15 protein-coding genes are annotated in these 17,454 nt (G+C 39.3%); 9 read left to right on the top strand and 6 right to left on the bottom strand.

What is annotated here, in order from left to right; genetic code table 11:
- Window positions 1–3 precede the first annotated feature (3 nt).
- The 3 genes from SporoP17a_RS13305 to SporoP17a_RS13295 all read left to right on the top strand — a co-directional run bounded on the left by SporoP17a_RS13305 (window position 4) and on the right by SporoP17a_RS13295 (window position 4,045).
- Complete coding sequence (locus tag SporoP17a_RS13305) at window positions 4–2,388, top strand: S-layer homology domain-containing protein (RefSeq protein WP_083035126.1); 2,385 nt, start codon at window positions 4–6, stop codon at window positions 2,386–2,388.
- 161 nt (window positions 2,389–2,549) lie between these two features.
- Window positions 2,550–3,179, top strand: a complete 630-nt coding sequence (locus SporoP17a_RS13300) for a YflT domain-containing protein (RefSeq protein ID WP_083035125.1) — start codon at window positions 2,550–2,552, stop codon at window positions 3,177–3,179.
- 182 nt (window positions 3,180–3,361) lie between these two features.
- Window positions 3,362–4,045, top strand: coding sequence for a C40 family peptidase (locus SporoP17a_RS13295; protein ID WP_083035124.1), 684 nt, complete (start codon window positions 3,362–3,364; stop codon window positions 4,043–4,045).
- A 40-nt stretch (window positions 4,046–4,085) separates the two neighbouring features.
- Here the strand turns inward: SporoP17a_RS13295 and SporoP17a_RS13290 are convergent, their stop codons facing one another.
- Window positions 4,086–5,645, bottom strand: coding sequence for an FMN-binding glutamate synthase family protein (locus SporoP17a_RS13290; protein ID WP_083035123.1), 1,560 nt, complete (start codon window positions 5,643–5,645; stop codon window positions 4,086–4,088).
- Window positions 5,646–5,788: 143 nt separating this feature from the next.
- The gene (locus SporoP17a_RS13285; RefSeq protein WP_083035122.1) at window positions 5,789–8,299 is read right to left on the bottom strand and encodes an S-layer homology domain-containing protein; all 2,511 of its coding nucleotides are present in this window, start codon (window positions 8,297–8,299) and stop codon (window positions 5,789–5,791) included.
- A gap of 363 nt (window positions 8,300–8,662) precedes the next feature.
- Here SporoP17a_RS13285 and SporoP17a_RS13280 point away from each other — a divergent pair, with 363 nt between their 5' ends.
- The 3 genes from SporoP17a_RS13280 to SporoP17a_RS13270 all read left to right on the top strand — a co-directional run bounded on the left by SporoP17a_RS13280 (window position 8,663) and on the right by SporoP17a_RS13270 (window position 11,191).
- Window positions 8,663–9,139, top strand: a complete 477-nt coding sequence (locus SporoP17a_RS13280) for a VanZ family protein (RefSeq protein ID WP_083035121.1) — start codon at window positions 8,663–8,665, stop codon at window positions 9,137–9,139.
- A gap of 92 nt (window positions 9,140–9,231) precedes the next feature.
- The gene (locus tag SporoP17a_RS13275) at window positions 9,232–9,531 is read left to right on the top strand and encodes a hypothetical protein (protein ID WP_083035120.1); all 300 of its coding nucleotides are present in this window, start codon (window positions 9,232–9,234) and stop codon (window positions 9,529–9,531) included.
- Between the two features lie 247 nt (window positions 9,532–9,778).
- Window positions 9,779–11,191, top strand: a complete 1,413-nt coding sequence (locus tag SporoP17a_RS13270; protein WP_083035119.1) for a GGDEF domain-containing protein — start codon at window positions 9,779–9,781, stop codon at window positions 11,189–11,191.
- 127 nt (window positions 11,192–11,318) lie between these two features.
- On the opposite strand, the gene SporoP17a_RS13265 is transcribed toward SporoP17a_RS13270, so the two are convergent.
- Window positions 11,319–11,900, bottom strand: a complete 582-nt coding sequence (locus tag SporoP17a_RS13265; RefSeq protein WP_083035118.1) for a 3D domain-containing protein — start codon at window positions 11,898–11,900, stop codon at window positions 11,319–11,321.
- A gap of 271 nt (window positions 11,901–12,171) precedes the next feature.
- Between SporoP17a_RS13265 and SporoP17a_RS13260 the strand changes: the two genes are divergently transcribed.
- Together SporoP17a_RS13260 and mgtE are read left to right on the top strand one after the other, a co-directional pair.
- Window positions 12,172–12,777: a general stress protein gene (locus tag SporoP17a_RS13260; RefSeq protein ID WP_083035117.1), complete on the top strand. Its 606-nt coding sequence runs from the start codon at window positions 12,172–12,174 to the stop codon at window positions 12,775–12,777.
- Window positions 12,778–12,912: 135 nt separating this feature from the next.
- Window positions 12,913–14,271 (top strand): magnesium transporter, encoded by a 1,359-nt coding sequence (gene mgtE, locus SporoP17a_RS13255; RefSeq protein ID WP_083035116.1) that lies wholly within the window; start codon window positions 12,913–12,915, stop codon window positions 14,269–14,271.
- Between the two features lie 339 nt (window positions 14,272–14,610).
- On the opposite strand, the gene SporoP17a_RS13250 is transcribed toward mgtE, so the two are convergent.
- Window positions 14,611–16,029 carry an amidase gene (locus SporoP17a_RS13250; RefSeq protein ID WP_083035115.1) on the bottom strand — a complete coding sequence of 473 codons (1,419 nt, stop codon included), beginning with the start codon at window positions 16,027–16,029 and terminating at the stop codon, window positions 14,611–14,613.
- A complete protein-coding gene (locus SporoP17a_RS13245) occupies window positions 16,022–16,210 on the bottom strand; it encodes a hypothetical protein (RefSeq protein ID WP_233193540.1) in 189 nt (62 codons plus the stop codon). The genes SporoP17a_RS13250 and SporoP17a_RS13245 overlap by 8 nt, the downstream gene beginning before the upstream one ends.
- Window positions 16,211–16,492: 282 nt before the next feature.
- On the opposite strand from SporoP17a_RS13245, the gene SporoP17a_RS13240 reads away from it, so the two are divergent.
- Window positions 16,493–16,858 carry a DUF2188 domain-containing protein gene (locus SporoP17a_RS13240; protein WP_083035113.1) on the top strand — a complete coding sequence of 122 codons (366 nt, stop codon included), beginning with the start codon at window positions 16,493–16,495 and terminating at the stop codon, window positions 16,856–16,858.
- A 33-nt stretch (window positions 16,859–16,891) separates the two neighbouring features.
- Here SporoP17a_RS13240 and SporoP17a_RS13235 read toward each other — a convergent pair whose 3' ends face one another.
- Window positions 16,892–17,446: a DUF488 domain-containing protein gene (locus tag SporoP17a_RS13235; RefSeq protein WP_083035112.1), complete on the bottom strand. Its 555-nt coding sequence runs from the start codon at window positions 17,444–17,446 to the stop codon at window positions 16,892–16,894.
- Window positions 17,447–17,454: the final 8 nt, after the last annotated feature.

Here is a 17,454-nt window from a genome sequence, read left to right as displayed (position 1 = left end):
GTATTGAATGCACGCAATACGTATGTCTGGTGTTTAGTATTTATATTATGCGCCCTTTCTCCACTACGAGTTTCCGCTAACACTTCTTTTACAGACGTGCATGATCGCTACTGGGCTAAAGATGCGATTCAATGGGCAGCTGACGTCGGCATAACATCCGGTTATCCAAATGGAACATTCAAGCCCGAACAACCGATTACCGAAGCTCAACTTGTCACGATGCTTGTGCGCTTTGATCTCAACTCCCCCAACTCATTCCCTGTAAAGAAAGGGGAATATAAAACGATGGGAAATTACCGGTATTTAGCTAAACATCACCTGCCGCTGCGCGGACTCAACAGTGGTTCTGCCAGAAACTCGGCTGTACAACGAGCGCACGCAGCAAAGGTTTTTGCTGCATATCATGGGAAAGATCTGTATGCACAGGAAGCGGTCTACTATCTTTACACGCATGATCTGGCCAATGGATTGACAGGTAAAAATGATTATCAGGACTTTGCACCAAATAGAAGTCTTACACGTGCTGAAGCAGTTCATATCATGCACCAAATGTCTAAAAGTATAGGTCGTCATATTCAAGGCTTGTCATCTAGTGCAACCGGTAAGGATCATGCACAATATGCAAAACCTCCGAAGTTTGTAGAGGAAGATGAAATAGAATTCGAGCGTCCAGTTCAACCTTCCCTACCAGAAATCAAACCCGAACAGAAAGTCGAAATAGATATAGAAAAACCAACATTAACTGCTAATGGGATTGATGAAACGTTCATCACATTTACCTTTCGTGATTGTAACGGAGAGCTCATTCCTTATGAACAAGAATTGGAATTCGAAGTAACTTCTAGGGAAGGAGCGAGGATTGAAGTAAACCCTCCTATACCTGAGCTAGTTAATCCGAACACTCCACCTATAAATAAGCCAGATCCAAAACCTGAAAACGAACCTAAACCAGAGCCCGATCTTCCTAAAGAGCCAGAAGATGATCCTGATCGCGAATTTGCGGAAAGTATCGCTTCACTTGAATCTGCTTCCTCTGTGGCGGCCGCTGCAATGACTTGGAATCAGTATGTACTCTCTGACGGCCCAGAAGTAACTGTAAAAGTGATTGCTCCTCGTACAACAACTGAAAAAGTTGATACAATCACTATTACACCTGTAAGTAGAGTAGGAAATTGCTCACTTCCGACTGCAACTGCCAATATAACGTATGTCCCCAGAGCGGAAATTCAGTTAGACATTACTGATGGAGTCAACAGTAACAAAGGAACAACTTTCGTTACCGCTACACTAGCACGTCCGGGTGGTGCAGTAATCACGGATTTTAATGGCTATTTAAAAGTAGATTCTTTATATAGTCTTCCTTTTGATTCATCTTTCGTAAGGTTTCATAATGGTCAGGCTACGACTTCTTTCATTACTCCCACTGCATTAGTGAAGAATGAAATCATTGCTACCGCGATAGCAAATTCTTCGGTAACTGACAGTGCCGTGCAATCTATACTAGAAAAAAGATTTAGTGCACCCGTTTCTTATGCACCGCCACTAACAACAGATAGGACCTGTACAAATCAAAAGCCTGAAATCGGTTTTCTAATAGATTCTTCGGGCAGTATGATACGTAACGATCCTCAGCGATATCGCGTGACTGAAACAAAAGAGTTTATTGAGACACTACAAGCGGATATAAATATTGCCACTCACTTCACTACTAGTGGTATGTTTTTAGAGAAAGGAACACCTACTCCCGTTATGGACTCTTTAAAAGGAGTTAAACAAAGTGGTGGTACGAGTATTGCGAATGGATTAAAAATGGCTTTCAGTAAATTCTTGACCAGTCAGCCTAAAACACTGATTCTATTAACTGATGGCAAGTCTTCTAAAGCACCTATTTTGACAGAAGTAGAAAAAGCGAAAGAATTGGGTATCAAAATCTATACAATTGGACTTGGAAAGAATTTAGACACCGAGCTACTAGAAACAATAGCTAGAGATACCAGAGGAAAATACTTTCACATAAAAGAAAACATTGAATTACCACTCGTCTATCAATCCATCTTGCAAGAAATCAACTGTGGAATCCCGGTCGATACTTGTTCATTGAGTGCATCTATTTTCGAATCTCCATCCGTAAGACTAGTAAATGAAGATATCCGAATGAATACTGAACTGTTGACGGCTTGTGGTCCTATCGACAAAGTAATCGTCCGCTTCTCATCAAAAGATGGTAATGTAGATTATGAGCTCACACATAGAAGACAAGGTATTTATATGTTAAATAAAAAACGTTACGAAATCCAAGACTTCCTGCTGAATCCGAATGCGACATTCATAGCATACGACAGTTCGGGAAAAGAAATTGGACAGCAAAAAGTACAAATTGAACAATAATAAGTGAACGTTAGTAAAGAGTTTCCCGACTCTTTATTGACGTTTTTTATTGGTAAAATATCCGTAATCTACGTTCCCTTCCTTTCCCAACGTTCGCCAGGTTTTTGAAGAACGCGAAGTGGGTATGTTATATACACCCACTATAAAAGGGAGGCTATACAATGGATGAACCTATAAGCAAGACATTTATTGGTGTATATTACAAAGATGCTGACCTTCTAAGTAAGATAGAAGAATTAAAAGAAATTGGTTATATCGACAAAAATATTTATGTAATCGCTAAAAATGAAACCGATGTATCGATGCTACGTAGTCGAACGGGCGCAGATGTGTACTCCGCATATGATACATGGACAGATCGCTTTATGAGCTTCTTAACCGGAGAAAATCATATTAAACAAATGATGTATGGCATCGGAATGGATACGATTCAAGTAGATCGCTATTACGAAGAAGTTCAACACGGTGGCATGATGTTATATGTAGATGAAGGGTGGGCTTACAGCGTGTATTCGAAAGACGAGCCTTTCAATACAGACGGATTATCGCCCCGTGCTTCTAAGCCTGTCGTTGATCATACTAAAACGACAGAACCCATCACTGAGGATACCGCGTCTGAGCCGTCATATGGCGGATATGAACCTTTGCAAAACCCTTCTCAACCAGAGGTTCTACAAGCAACCCATCGAGACGATACAATCCAAACGAATGACCTGACCTCTGAAGAAGAGAATGTTGTAGTATCCGAACAAATTGAAGATGAAGATCCTTCTGCTTTCCCTAAAAGATAATCGTATTTGTCTTGAGCCTTTCTTTACCACGGAAGGCTTTTTACTTTGTTACATTGTGTTTACAAAACACGTTTCTTGTAATCTCTTCTTAATATGAACGTAATGTTTCACTCTTAAGCTGTCGTGTAAGATATTACTTGCAGCTAGAAAGTGATATCTATTATTTCGGAGGAGAGTCATTCATGAAAAAGTTTTTATCTTCAATTTTAATAGCATCAGCCATGTTCGTCGGATTTACTGGCGGGACAGCCGATGCAGCAAGTAAAGCGACAGCTAAAAGCGGTATATACATAACAGTACATAATGCAAACGTTCGTGCAGATGCTGGAACAAAACATAGAAGAGTCTTTACATTAAAAAAAGGTACACGTGTTCAACTAACACATCAAAAATATGCAGGTAAACAATTGTGGTATAAAGTAAAGATTAATGGTAAAAAAGGATATGTTTCAAGTTCTCTATTAAAGAGATCTACAGGTAAAGCAGTAGCAGCAGCTGCCTCTACTAAAGGCGGAGGATCCGGTGTTGTGAAAACAGCCATGAAGTTACGCGGAATCCCATACCGTTTCGGTGGCACTACAACTAAAGGATTCGATTGCAGTGGATTTATCCAATATTCATACAAGAAGAACGGTAAGTCTATAGCTAGAACAACAACCGGGCAATTCAAACAATCATCAAAAATTAAATCACCAAAACCTGGAGATCTAGTATTCTTCCATAACACTTACCGCAAAGGGATTTCCCACGTAGGAATCTATGTCGGAAACAATAAATTTGTTCATGCTGGTGGCAAGAAGTCCGAAGTCGTCAGCCTGAATAATCCGTACTGGAAATCTAAATTCAACAGTTTCAGAAGAATATAATTAGTAAAACGACCTGATGAACGTTCATCAGGTCATTTTTTTAGTCAACGGAATGAATTTTCCCCTGCTCATCCTTATAGATTACATGATGTCTTTCAAACTTTGTTGGAGAATCTAAGCCTGCAGCTGCAGCCACACGGAATAATCCTTCTCTCATTGTCAAAATATAATTGGTTACACGGAATTTCTTTTCTTCTACAACAAGTGCTCGCTGTAAACTTTGATCTGTCGTTGCGACACCCGCTGGACATGTATTCGTATGGCATCGTTCTGCCATAATGCAGCCTACCGAAATCATGAAACCACGTGCAACTTGTATCAAATCTGCACCTAAAGCCAATGCAATTGCTGCTTTATCAGGTGTAATAATTTTTCCTGATGCAATGATTTTTACTCGATCACGTACATCAAACTTACGCAACGCATCGTCTAGTAAGACAAGAGACGAACGAATTGGTAAGCCCACACTATCTGCTAAATCTTGATACGTAGCTCCTGATCCACCTTCTGCTCCATCAAGTGAGATAAAATCAGGACCCATACCAGTCTCAGCCATATACGATGCCAGCTCTTCAGCATCTTGCTTTCCACCAATGACTATTTTGATGCCTACAGGAATACCGCCGACATGCCGGATGTCCTCAATAAACGAAAACAATGTTGGATAATCATGGAACTGATTAAAACGGTTCGGGCTGTTAATAGAAGTATGAGGTTCTACATTTCGTATAGCCGCAATTTCTTCTGTAACCTTCTCCCCTTCTACGTGTCCTCCACGCATTTTTGCTCCTTGAGCCAACTTGATCTCAAACGCTTTAACCTGTGGTATTTGGGCTTTCTCTTTTACTTTATCAAAATCAAACTGACCATCTTCTGTACGGAATCCAAATAAACCCGAACCAATCTGCGCAATAATATCTGCTCCACCTACTAAGTGATGATCTGACACACCACCCTCACCTGTGTTCATCCATGCACCTTGGGCCATACCGATACCTTTAGATAGCGCAGTAATTGCATGGTCTCCGAGTGCGCCATAACTCATCCCCGACTGCCCCAATAAGCTACGTACGACAAATGGATGCTCACAATTCGGTCCTAATATAATCGCATCTTCCTCAGGTAACAACCAAGGCAATGTCGTCACTTCTTCGCGATGCTCTTTACGCGAGAATAAATTGTCAGTATCTACTTCATAACGCATAGTTTTCAATAGATTATCATTAGCTACACGCATTTCCTCATTTTGTTTCGTGAACATCGCGTTACGAATATAATGACCAGGTTCCTGGTAGTCTCGTTTAGATCCAAAACCAATGATACTGTTTAAGTACTTCCCCGGCATGACCATGTGTAAGTATTCTTCTCGGCTGAATGGCTTGCCGCTATTGTCGTCATTGAATAAGTATTGCCTAACCTCTGGACCCGCCTTTTCAAATATGTAGCGAACTCTACCTAAGATCGGATAGTTACGTAAAATGGCGTGCTGCTTCTGGCCTCGATCAAAAAAGTATAGAAAAATCCCTATACTGACTGGAATAGCTAATATAATGAGCACTACTAATGAAGTTGTTAAATTAATACCTTCTAACCAATTCATAGCCTCACTCCTCCCTGTGTGTCTGTACTTTATCTGTACCCACGATAAGTAGCTAACTAAACGTAAAAAAGCCCTATTCCTTGAATCTGATCAAGGAATAGGGCTGGATGTTGCTAGTTTGCTGTCGTGTAGCTGAGATTCTATTAGTTGCTTGCAGGGACATTTACTTCGATTGTTTTTGTACCAACCGGAGTAGATTGTCCTTCATTTTTCACACTTACAACTAGGGTACCTTGAGCACCAGCTTTTACAGTACCACCAAGTTGACCACCGTCTAATTCTAATTCCGTAACATCGTCAGCACTACCTGAATAGTCTTTTGCAATTGTGCCTAGTGTAATTTTCTTGTTATTATTCGTAATGAATATTTTACCGTCGTCATCCATACCCGGAGTGAATTCAGTTGACGTTAATTTAATGCCTTCTTGCTTTAATACTTGCATATCAACAGATTCGGTAGTAATAGCTTTAGTATCTTCAAATACTACGGATGAAATAGTTGGAGTCGAATCATCTACTGTAATAGTAGCTGTCGCTCTTAAAATATTTCCTTCTTTAATTTCTACATTAGTTGTACCGGCCTTTACAGCTTTAACCGTTATGACACCATTACCATCCTTAGAAACCGTTGCGATGGAGCTATCAGAAGACGTTACAGTGTAGTCGTCCATAGGAATTAAATCTTTAGCTATAAGGAAACCTTGGCTATTGTATTGATTCCAAGCTAGTTTGACTGTTCCGTCTTGTGAACCTTCAATTGCATCGATAGTCAAATCATCAGTTGCAGTGATTGTTTCAAGTTTTCTAGTAGCTACTACATTATCTTCAGATCCAGATACAGTAATAGTACCTAGAACTGTTTCACCTGATTTAATTTGAACAGTCGTAGATCCAGCTTTTAATGCTTTCACTTTTACTGTTGTAACGCCATTTTCAGATGTCCCCACAGTAGCAGTTGCAACTTCAGGGTCTTTAGATTCTGCTGTTAGTTGACCATTGAAAAGATCGTTGTACTGATCTTTCACTGTTACAGTAATATCTTGTTCAGAGTCTTTGAGTAACTTAGATTCAGTAGATGAAAGTGTAGCACTAGTCGCCATGCGTTTACCTACACCAACTGTAAGCTTAATGTTTTTCGTTACATCACCGACTTTAGCTACAATTGTAACTTCTCCAGTGCTGATAGGCGTCACTTTACCATCCGAAGTGACTGTTGCCACGCTTGGATTGGAAGATGTGTATGTTGCATTAGGATTAGTCTTTGTTACGCCGCTAAGTGTCACGGCTTTTGTTACTTTAACATCAGTCTGTCCATCTTCGAGTGAAATTCTACCACTACCTACCATTGTACCCGCTTGCGTAATTTCAACTTCAGTAATGTCAGCAAATGTAGCACCGAAATCTACTACTTTAACATCTACTAATTCAGATTCGACTTTTTTTCCATCTTTATCAGTAATGACAACTTGATAAGAGAAGTTATTACCCACAGCAAGTGAAGTCAAAGTTCCAGTCGTCTGATCCGAGAATACACTCGGCTTAGTAGACTGGTACGCAACCGTGTAACCAGCATCCGTCAACTTCTTCATGTCAGCAGGTTTACCGTCAATGTTGAACATCAACTTCTGACCAGCCTCGCCAGCTTTCACTTGAGTCGTAGTAGCCGTAACTTTCTCAACTGTCAACTCGTACGTAAACTTGTAAGAAGTCACTACATCTTCTTCGCCTTCTTCTTCGGCTTTAGTCGTCAAGTCAAGAGTCATTTCTTTACCCGACGTAAGTTCGTTTTTTAGTTCGATTGTCGCTTTTGTACCGTCTTCGTTCGCTTTGAATGAAGCTAGTTCATTTCCTTCAATTTTCAACTGCTCTGCTTTCAACATGTGCAAATTCTTACCTGTTAGCTCAAGTTGCATTTCATCAGTTGCTGTAACCGATGTAATTTCAGATACTTCTGGAGCTTCTGGTTCTTCTCCAGGTACTTCCACTTGAATCGTTTTGTACAGGAATGAAGCGAATTGTGCGCGTGTTGTAGTTTCTTTTGGTCTGAAGTTTGGTGCAATTGGGTTTGTAATGTCGAAGTAGTCTAATACATCGATTGCAGTACGTGCTTCAGCTTTTGCCTTATTCAAATCTACTACATCTCTATCAAATTCTTGTTCTTGCACATATGTTAATAAGCTCGTTTTATTTACTGAATCAAATGCACGAACCAATACAACCGCCATATTTTCACGGGTAATGGATCCAGCTGCGCCTAATGATCCATCTTCATATCCTCTAAATACATCGTTATCTTTTACGATTGCTGCAGATTGCAACAATTCGTCATTCGACTTAGAAGTTAAATCTGTGAAGCGTGGATTTGTTTTATAGTCTGTCGGAATTGTATAACCTTTTGATACAAGCCATTTTCCCATTAACTTTACTACGTCGGAACGAGTTAAAGTCTTATTAGGCTTGAATGAACCATCCGGATAACCACTGATCACACCTGTTGCTGCTAGTGCGTCAATTGCCTCCTTGTGTGAGTTAGTGTCCACCACGTCATTGAAGTCTGCTGCACTGACAACTGGTGCCACTGCTGATGCTACCAATGCCGCTGACGCTACACCTGTTAGATACTTACTGTACTTCTTTTTTGATTGTGATTTCATTAAATAATTTCCTCCTCTAGTTTGATTACGAGCGTAATTGCTGGTTGGTTGTAGAGCAGCATAAAAATCACTCTCTTATTCTCATACCCTCTTTCATATTAAATAATCCTGAAGACTACTAAATGAATAAAGTATATAAAAGGAAAGAGTGATTACTAGCCATTCAAATAAAATATTAACATACTTTCCCTCGGTTGGTAATGGAAAATGAAGGATGTATTGTACATATTGTGGAATCGCCCGCACTAAGAAAGTGTACACCTTGCATATTACATTCAGGTTACATCCTTGTAACTGTGGAATAACAAATTAAATTTTTAGTTCACCTATATCACAATATACTTTTCATGATACAATCCCATTATGAAAAAATTACTGGCTCTTTTCCTACTACTCAGCATTTTAGTCGGACTGTTGATCTCATCCAGTCAGACATACGAACAACAATCGCTCGTTTCCACATTACAACAATGGTTACCAAGCGAGCCTGGTAAAACTACTTTATCGAAGTGGGAATTCTCCTATTGGAATAGAACTATTTCTGTTGAAGAGCGGGGATATTATCATTTTGTAGAATTCTTAATTCGTAAAGCTGCACATTTCTTCACATTTGGATTTTTGGCCTTAGTTATTTATTGGCTCTTACCTAAGTCTAAGATTCGTATATTATTAGCAGCTCTATTCACCTTCGTTTTAGCATGCGCTGATGAATTACACCAGTACACTACAGGAGGCCGCACTGCGACGATGCAAGATGTTTACTTAGATACAGCAGGCGCTGTAACGTTTCTTTTACTGCTAGCGTTAGTTCGTTTTACCAGTCACTTACGTAAGGATTAGTTCTATCGAATCGTTTAGGTCTATAGTATCTCTAACGTTTTTATGAGCATAGTATTCTGTGTTATGATAATGATGATATAGGAGGTCGTCTAATGAATAACTCGAGTGATCAGCTAATCCTTTCACTTAGCTATATTTCCATTCACCGTGTCGTGGATCGCATAGAGCAAACGCACCAAAAGTCTTATCACACAATTTGCTTGTTTCAAGATCGTATTACAACATCGGATCGTAGTTTCCCACTACAGCATGTTTTTGATATATCCTACCGCCCTTTCTCGGGTCACACCGGATTATTTTATCTTCATACAAATGAAGGTGTTTTTACATTTGAAATTGAGGAAGAACCTGATTACTTTATTTCCGCATTCAAGCAAATCCAATCCAACTAAGAAATATATAATGTATAATTCAACGTCCTACTTCATATTCTTAAGTAGGACGTTTATACTTTTAATTTACAGGGTATATAAAACTATAGTCTTTAATGTATTCAATAGAATATTCGTAAAATGAGTACTTTTAAATGTGTTCATTCATTCATGGCGTGATATGATAGCATTACATTCAAAAATAATACAACGCATACATTAGAACTACAGAAATTACTAATACTTCCTATATCGGAGGAGAACAGCTATGGCTAGGGAAAATGAGATAACGGCAATTTATAGCAAAATTAATGAAGCAAGAAACGAAGGACGCTATGAGTTAGTCGTTCAACGTGCAGGTGAGCTATTAAACAAAGGTCTTTTATATTCAAATAATGAGGCTGTGTTAACCGCGCATTACATTTCTGCGATCTCCTATTATTACACTGGTGATTTCGAAAAAGTTCTCTTTCATATAGAAGAGCATCACACACAATGTGTTTTGTACGGTAAGAAATCCGATTATATGCGGTCGTATTACTTACAATACTTTGTCAGTTCTTTCGCATTAGACTATGACAGTGGGCAAAAGTTATTGGAAGACATGCTCTCCATTGCAATGGAGAGTAAAGATTATTCTTATGTCAGCATGGCCTACACTAAACTAAGCCTTCTTCACAATAAAAAAGAGCAGTATAATCAAGCGCTAGAATCTGCACAATTAGCCGTTTCTTTTGCAAATATGAAGGACGTCAACAGAGAAATTTTATTGATTCGAGCACATCTTCACGTAATTGAATCTGCTATTAATCTTCAAAATCCTCATCTCGCTCAAACAAGCCTTGACTATTTACACCAGTTACCAGATTCGGACCTTCATCGGCGCGAAACAGCATTTCTTGAAATCTTAAAAGGTAGATTCTATGATTTGATAGGTGAGCCCGAAAAAGCTTTCCACTTTTACACGAAAGCAAAACAACGCGAGGAAAGATTGAAAGATTACTCTACATTAAAAGATATCCAGCAAAGACGAGTTGTATTAGCAGAAAATCTTTGTAGTTTTGATGAATTGGCAATCATTCAGAAGGAATATATTGATTTATTGCATGAAATCGAAGACAGTCGCCTAGTAAAAGCAGCACTTGAATTGCAAATACGGTTACAAAACTCTTCCAATGTATCAAGCGAAAACTTGGATTATTTGACAGGTGTCTACAATCGAAAGTATTTAGAAGAAACGACTAATTCATGGCTGACGGAAGTAGCCATAACTAAAAAGTCCGTAGTTTGTATTGTTTTCGATATCGATAATTTAAAAGCAATCAACGACACATATGGCCATCTAGTTGGCGATGAAGCCATTAAATTTGTTGCACATACTTCTATTAATCAAATAAGAAAAGAAGATTTGTTGGCTCGTTTCGGGGGAGATGAATTCGTTTTAGTGATGCAAGATATTTCTTTAGCAGACGCGAAAAGAAAAGCTACTTTACTCGCTGATCAAATTGAATCCTTATCTTCTACTTCAGATGTGTTACCTATTCCGATCACGATCAGTGTAGGAATCAGTGATAATACAAGGCGTACTATACAGAGTTTCAATGAATTATTTCATTTAGCGGATCTCGCTCTTTACGAAGCAAAAAAGAATGGCAAAAACCAAGTTATTTCTTCTATATAACCTACACATGATACCTGCAAATTGGGGATCATGTTTTTTTATTGTTGAAAATAGAGTATAGATGGTGGAACACATGTGATAACAAAAAAACTCACATAGCAGTTATGCTACGTGAGCTATCAATATATTAGTTAAGCACTTTTACTTTTACGTTTTTACGGCCCCATTCGAAGGCACGTGATTTGTTTGGAATGAATACGTCGATTTTATTACCTTTAATTGCTCCACCAGTATCTCCAGCGATAGCATATCCGTACCCTTCCACGTGAACCTTAGTTCCCAATTTGATAACTCGTGGATCTACTGCAATTACTTTCAAGTTCGGATTTTGACGCAAGTTCAATCCCGTTCTTGTAATACCTGAACAGCCATTACAATGTGCTGTATACGCTGTTGCACTTACCATAAATTCTTTCGATACACTGTCTCCATTTGAACGAGATGGTGTGCTTTGTTTCTTCGGAGCGTTAGCAGCCACTTTAGAAGACTTCACTAAACGCAACTTTTGATTTGGATAAATCACTGTGGATTTTAAGTTATTCCATTTCTGAATATTAGAGACAGACACATTGTTTTGTAGAGAGATTCTATATAGTGTGTCACCTTTTTTAACTGTGTGAGCGGATGCAGCGGCTGATGTTTCGTTCATCCCGCTTGTAAATACTGTAATTCCCATGGCTACTGTCAATGCAAATAATAACTTCTTCAATATGCCACCCCTAACGATTTGATAGTCTTATCCTACCAAGTATATATTACAGTTAGATTACAAACGTGAAACAATGCAATGACAGCGCCCATATTTATGTTACAAATAGCTCCTTTTATTTCAAGTTGTGTGAAAACTAAGGTATATAGACCTGTATCAAACTTTACATTTTGATATATCTATAGATTTTGAGTTTTATTTGGATAGTAAAGGGTAGTTTTATAAGTAATGTGAAACTACTATTTACTACATTTATAGGAGGAGCTATTTTATGAAAAAAAGACATGTAGTCGGAACCTATGACACAGATAGAGAAGCCATTGCCGCGATTGAAAATTTAAAGCATCACGGATTCACTGCCGATGATATTTCCATTATTAGTAAAGATCGTGAAGAAGCAGATTATGTAGTCGAACAAACGGACACACATGCTGCCGAGGGGGCCGCGACAGGAGCTGCAACTGGTGGTTTGATCGGTGGCTTTGGAGGAATTCTTACAGGCATCGGTGCATTGGCTATCCCTGGGATAGGTCCTATAATAGCAGCCGGCCCAATAGTAGCCGGCATTACAGGAGCTGCAGCCGGGGCAGGTGTTGGTGGCCTTGCAGGTGCATTGATTGGAATGGGGATTCTTGAAGATGAAGCTCATCGCTATCATGATCATTTCGAACACGGGAAAATATTAGTATTAATCGACTCAGATCTATATGATCCAGTAACACATACACACGCTTCCCATACGACAGGTTCAATTGATCACCCTGCTAGTCATGATATCGAATCAAGCCCGTTGATTGACCCGAATCCATTAGCTAAAAATCATAGCTATGATCCCTTAACTGATCCAAAACCGGCTGACAAAGACACTCATATTTAAGTTTGAACTAAGTCTCTTCGGAGGCTTTTTTTATTGACTAACATTATTTTACATTGCATCACTTGGTTTCTTTTCTTCCACAGAGGGGAAAGAATGAATGAATATAACTATTTACAGATAAGAGAGGTGCGTTACATGCCGGTGAATCGTGATCGAGATGATGTTTCACGCGCGATTATACAATTGATTAAAGATGGTAATTTGGAAACCTTAAAAAAAGCAGTTAATGAATTAGAACCTAGAGAGGTAGCGACTCAGTATAAACGATTACCACGAAAACGACATACTATATTTTTAGAAATACTGGATAAAGAGCATCTGGTGAATATGCTAGGCTTTTTATCGAAAAGTGAACAATTACGCGTACTGGATTTAGTAGGGCCGGTTCGTTCCACAGAACTGCTCGAAGAAATGAAGAGTGATGACTTATCCCACCTTTTATCCGACCTGTCAGATAAACAAGTGGAAAAACTTATAGCTGAATTGCGCCAAGAACAAAAAAAGAATGTGTTACAGCGCCGAAAGTATCCTAAAGATTCAGCTGGGCGGATTATGACGACGCGTTATGTATGGGTTCATCAGTCATACACTGTTGAAAAAACGATTGAAAAGCTGATGCATTATAAATCATTTGCTCATTATTTAAATTATGTATATATCATTAATGATGAAAAACAATTAATAGGTGTGCTTTCTTACCGTGATTTATTGCTCGCAAAGGCAGATTGTATGGTAACGGAAATTATGGAGACCGGTCTTGCCAAAGTACTGGATACGACTGATCAAGGCGAAGTAGCCAAAATGATTGGACAATTTGATTTCGTATCACTACCTGTTGTCAATGAAGAGAATATATTAGTGGGAATCATACAGGCAGATGAAGTACTCGATTTAGTTGTCAGAGAAGCTAACAAGGATATTGAAATGCTGTTCGCTTCTGGTAAATCTATTGACTTCAAAACAAAACCTCTCGTGGCCGCTTACCGTAGACTCCCCTGGCTCATTCTATTGTTATTTATCGGCCTTGTTTCAGGTAGTATCATTTCCAAATTTGAAGAAACGTTAGAAGCGGTTGTCGCTCTCGCCTTTTTTATGCCGATGATTGCCGGTATGACCGGTAACACCGGTACTCAATCTTTAGCTGTCGTGGTGCGTGGTCTAGTATCTGAAGACTTAAATATGAAAACGTCACTGCATCTAGTATTTCGAGAGTTAATTGTTGGGATTATATTAGGTGTCGTTTGTGGTGCCGTGATCTCAGTAATTGCCTATGTATGGCAAGGTAGTTTCACACTAGGATTAGTTGTAGGTTCATCTTTAGTTGCTACACTGATTATCGGAACGATTGCAGGAACCGTTATTCCTTTGATTCTCAATAAATTTAATGTAGACCCAGCTGTAGCTTCCGGCCCTTTAATTACGACGATCAATGATATTCTGTCATTACTAATTTATTTCGGAATTGCTACAATGTTTATTTCAAAATTAATGTAGTTGAATATTCTGACTACTTAGGTATACAACCGGAATATTCTGCATATTATATAGTAATGAAAGGTTAGTGTAAGGCTGCTGTAATGTATCTCAGTTTGATGCCAAACACTACAGAAGTATGACATTCTTCACAGTTTGATGATTTGCGTTTATACCGTTTTTGATAGGTTATACTATTTATAACAGCAATTGCACAAACGGATTTGGGTTGAAGTTTGGTGCAGCTGGGTTTGTGATAGCGAAGAAGTAAAGTCGAATAATTTGTACCGCTTCGTCGAAGAGCGAGTACATAACGAAGAGCTCCGCGGCCATGGGTTGACCGCGGAGCTTTTTGTGGTTTTATGCTTTTGTGAGTAAAGGCGGTTTCCTATTCTTCATCGGATTAGTCTGTTCAATCGCATAACCGACGTCGAGCAATAAAGCTTCTGAGAAAGCAGGTCCAATAATCTGCACTCCGACAGGTAGGTCTCCTTTGAAACCACCCGGTACTGACAATGCAGGAAGGCCAGTTAGATTACCCGGTCCTGTAAAACGAATAATGTTATCGATTAGATCCACTTGCTCCCCGTTAAGTTCCACAGTGTCCGCACCGATTGTACTCGCCACTACGGGTAGTGTTGGAGCAATAAGTACGTCGACCTTTTTGAATACTTCCTCGAATTCTTGCTTAAGTTGACGACGTACTTGCTGGGCTTGAAGATAGTCAACAGCAGATGGTAATTCACCAAGCTCAAACAACATTCGGATATCATCACCGAAATCTTGCGGGCGCTTCAACATGTCTTCATGATGAATAGCAGACGCTTCTGAAAGTGATGTCACCAGTTCCGCCCATTCCGCATATTTTAAACTTGGAATTTTCACTACTTCCACTTTAGCCCCCTGGTCTGTAAGCGCTTTAATATTTCCACGTACTACTTGATCCACTTCATCATCTACTCTATTGAAGAAATAATCTTCATTCACGCCAATGACCAGATTGGATACGTCCCCTTTGATTTTCTTCAAATGCTGGTTCACTGGAGTATTAACCGATGTGGGATCCTTCTCATCAAACCCTGAAATAATATCCATCATCCCTGCTGCATCTTTGATTGTTTTAGTCATCGGACCAATATGATCAAGTGTCCAAGCCAATGGATAACATCCATATTTACTAACACGCCCATGTGTTGGCTTTAATCCAACAATCCCACAGATGGATGAAGGAATTCGGATAGAGCCTGCTGTATCTGTTCCAAGAGAAGCGACACTTGAACCAATTGAAACGGCAGCTCCTGAGCCGCCACTCGAACCACCAGGAATTCTGTCTGTATCCCAAGGGTTTCTAACTGCTCCATAGTGGGGATTATTGTTTGTAATTCCCCAAGCATATTCATGCATACTCAGTTTTCCTGTGAAAATGACTCCAGCATCTCTTAACTTGCTTACTACTGTCGCATCATCTTCTGGAATAAAATCCTTATGAATTTTAGAAGACATGGTAGTGACTTTTCCTTTAAAATATAAATTATCTTTCAAGGCCATTGGAATTCCATGATACATGCCTCGATAGTTTCCATTTTTAATTTCTTTCTCTGCTTCACGCGCTGATTGCTCCGCTTCTTCGCGGTAGATTGTCATGTAAGCATTGATCGTGTCTTGCGTCTCTTCTGCATGATCTAGCACTGCATTGGTTAACTCGACTGGTGATAATGATCCGTTTTCCAAAAGTGGTGCCAGTTCCTCGACCGACTTCTGAATCAATTCTTTAGCCAATATGATCACCTCCGGGGATATTTCGAAGTCCGATATCTGCGTCTTCGATTTTCACACCTTCTAATGTTCCTCTTAACCCTTGCATCCCCTTCCAGCGACTTTCTAAGATTTCTAGATGTTCGGGTTTTGCCTGAATACCTTTACTCTCCAATAGTTGCTTAACAGACAGAGACAATACCATCACTCCTTCAGTTACTATTTATCTATATAGGGTTATCCTATTGAGATCATAACAAAATGGGCGATCGTTAAAATAATGCTAGATCGCTAAGTACGTAAGAATATCTATACTCTAGCATTAAGTGATAGAATAATCAAATTATTCAAAAATGAATGCTGATTGCTTCTTCTACATTATGAATTATTCAAATAAGGTTCAGGTAGCAGACGTTTAACATTTCTTTTATACTGTAGTTTACGCTGGATGAAAAAAGGGAATTTGTGAAACAGGAGGTGATGTCGAATGCCTTGGAGCAAACAGGATTATCCTGCTTCATTGAAGAATCTGGATCCTGCAGTACGTGATAAAGCGATTGAAATTGCCAATGCTCTGCTGCGTGAGAATTACGAAGAAGATCGTGCTATATCCATAGCTACAGCGCAAGCTCATGAATACGTGGAAGGTAAAAGTGAAGGACGTCCACATTACGAAGTAAAACCTCGTGGAGAGGAATGGATCTTCCAAAAGTCGGGTAGCGATCATGTCATGTTTAAAGAAGATACCAAATCCGCTTTACTTGATAAAGCAAAAGAATACGTTACGGAACACGAAGGTATATTATCTGTTTACCATGCAGATGGATCGCACGATAAAACATTGTACGAGTAACAAGAAAGCCCTTTGAACTAAAGGGCTTTCTTGTTACTCTTCTTCAGGTGGATATACTACTTCATCATCATTTGTCATTGTAGGTTCTGCGCCCCACTTTCCCACGATATGATCTTCTATCAACGTCTGTTCTTTCGGTCCATCTATAATGTGTTTTACAGTCCAACCATGTGTAGCAAGCCAATTACTAATCAACAAGCGATGGCATCTTGCGGGATGCCGTTCGGAACAGCAGATGGCAATTCGTTGTTCGGCAGCATCCTTCATTAGGTTGTCGACTCCTTCTTGAAACTCCTCTGTCAACGTATAATCCGCGTAGTTATGGAACGATTGATTGTTCCATCCATCGTTTATTTCTGTGTCAATCGTTTTGGATTTTCTTCTACGGCCACCTAACTTACTACAATGCGCATAGTCGATATCATGTGCCGGTAGCCATTCTTTCATTCGATCCTCATGGAAATGTGGGAATTTGCGACTACCTGGAAACGCACGGACATCGACTAGTTTCTCGATACTTGCATCATCCAATAATTTTAGAAATTCTTCTTTTGTATGCGTAGAATGTCCAACTGTGTAAATATCCATCTATCCTC

Source organism: Sporosarcina ureae, assembly GCF_002082015.1.
In the GTDB taxonomy this organism is placed as follows: domain Bacteria; phylum Bacillota; class Bacilli; order Bacillales_A; family Planococcaceae; genus Sporosarcina; species Sporosarcina ureae_A.
The sequence above is the reverse complement of the archived record's forward strand: the minus strand, read 5'-3'. Positions and strand labels throughout refer to the sequence as shown.

What these genes read in the sequence shown, in the direction of transcription:
- SporoP17a_RS13300 (WP_083035125.1), top strand. Translation starts at nt 2,550, where the DNA reads ATGGATGAACCTATAAGCAAGACATTTATTGGTGTATATTACAAAGAT.
- SporoP17a_RS13295 (WP_083035124.1), top strand. Translation starts at nt 3,362, where the DNA reads ATGAAAAAGTTTTTATCTTCAATTTTAATAGCATCAGCCATGTTCGTC.
- SporoP17a_RS13290 (WP_083035123.1), bottom strand. Translation starts at nt 5,645, where the DNA reads ATGAATTGGTTAGAAGGTATTAATTTAACAACTTCATTAGTAGTGCTC.
- SporoP17a_RS13285 (WP_083035122.1), bottom strand. Translation starts at nt 8,299, where the DNA reads ATGAAATCACAATCAAAAAAGAAGTACAGTAAGTATCTAACAGGTGTA.
- SporoP17a_RS13280 (WP_083035121.1), top strand. Translation starts at nt 8,663, where the DNA reads ATGAAAAAATTACTGGCTCTTTTCCTACTACTCAGCATTTTAGTCGGA.
- SporoP17a_RS13275 (WP_083035120.1), top strand. Translation starts at nt 9,232, where the DNA reads ATGAATAACTCGAGTGATCAGCTAATCCTTTCACTTAGCTATATTTCC.
- SporoP17a_RS13270 (WP_083035119.1), top strand. Translation starts at nt 9,779, where the DNA reads ATGGCTAGGGAAAATGAGATAACGGCAATTTATAGCAAAATTAATGAA.
- SporoP17a_RS13260 (WP_083035117.1), top strand. Translation starts at nt 12,172, where the DNA reads ATGAAAAAAAGACATGTAGTCGGAACCTATGACACAGATAGAGAAGCC.
- mgtE (WP_083035116.1), top strand. Translation starts at nt 12,913, where the DNA reads ATGCCGGTGAATCGTGATCGAGATGATGTTTCACGCGCGATTATACAA.
- SporoP17a_RS13245 (WP_233193540.1), bottom strand. Translation starts at nt 16,210, where the DNA reads ATGGTATTGTCTCTGTCTGTTAAGCAACTATTGGAGAGTAAAGGTATT.
- SporoP17a_RS13240 (WP_083035113.1), top strand. Translation starts at nt 16,493, where the DNA reads ATGCCTTGGAGCAAACAGGATTATCCTGCTTCATTGAAGAATCTGGAT.
- SporoP17a_RS13235 (WP_083035112.1), bottom strand. Translation starts at nt 17,446, where the DNA reads ATGGATATTTACACAGTTGGACATTCTACGCATACAAAAGAAGAATTT.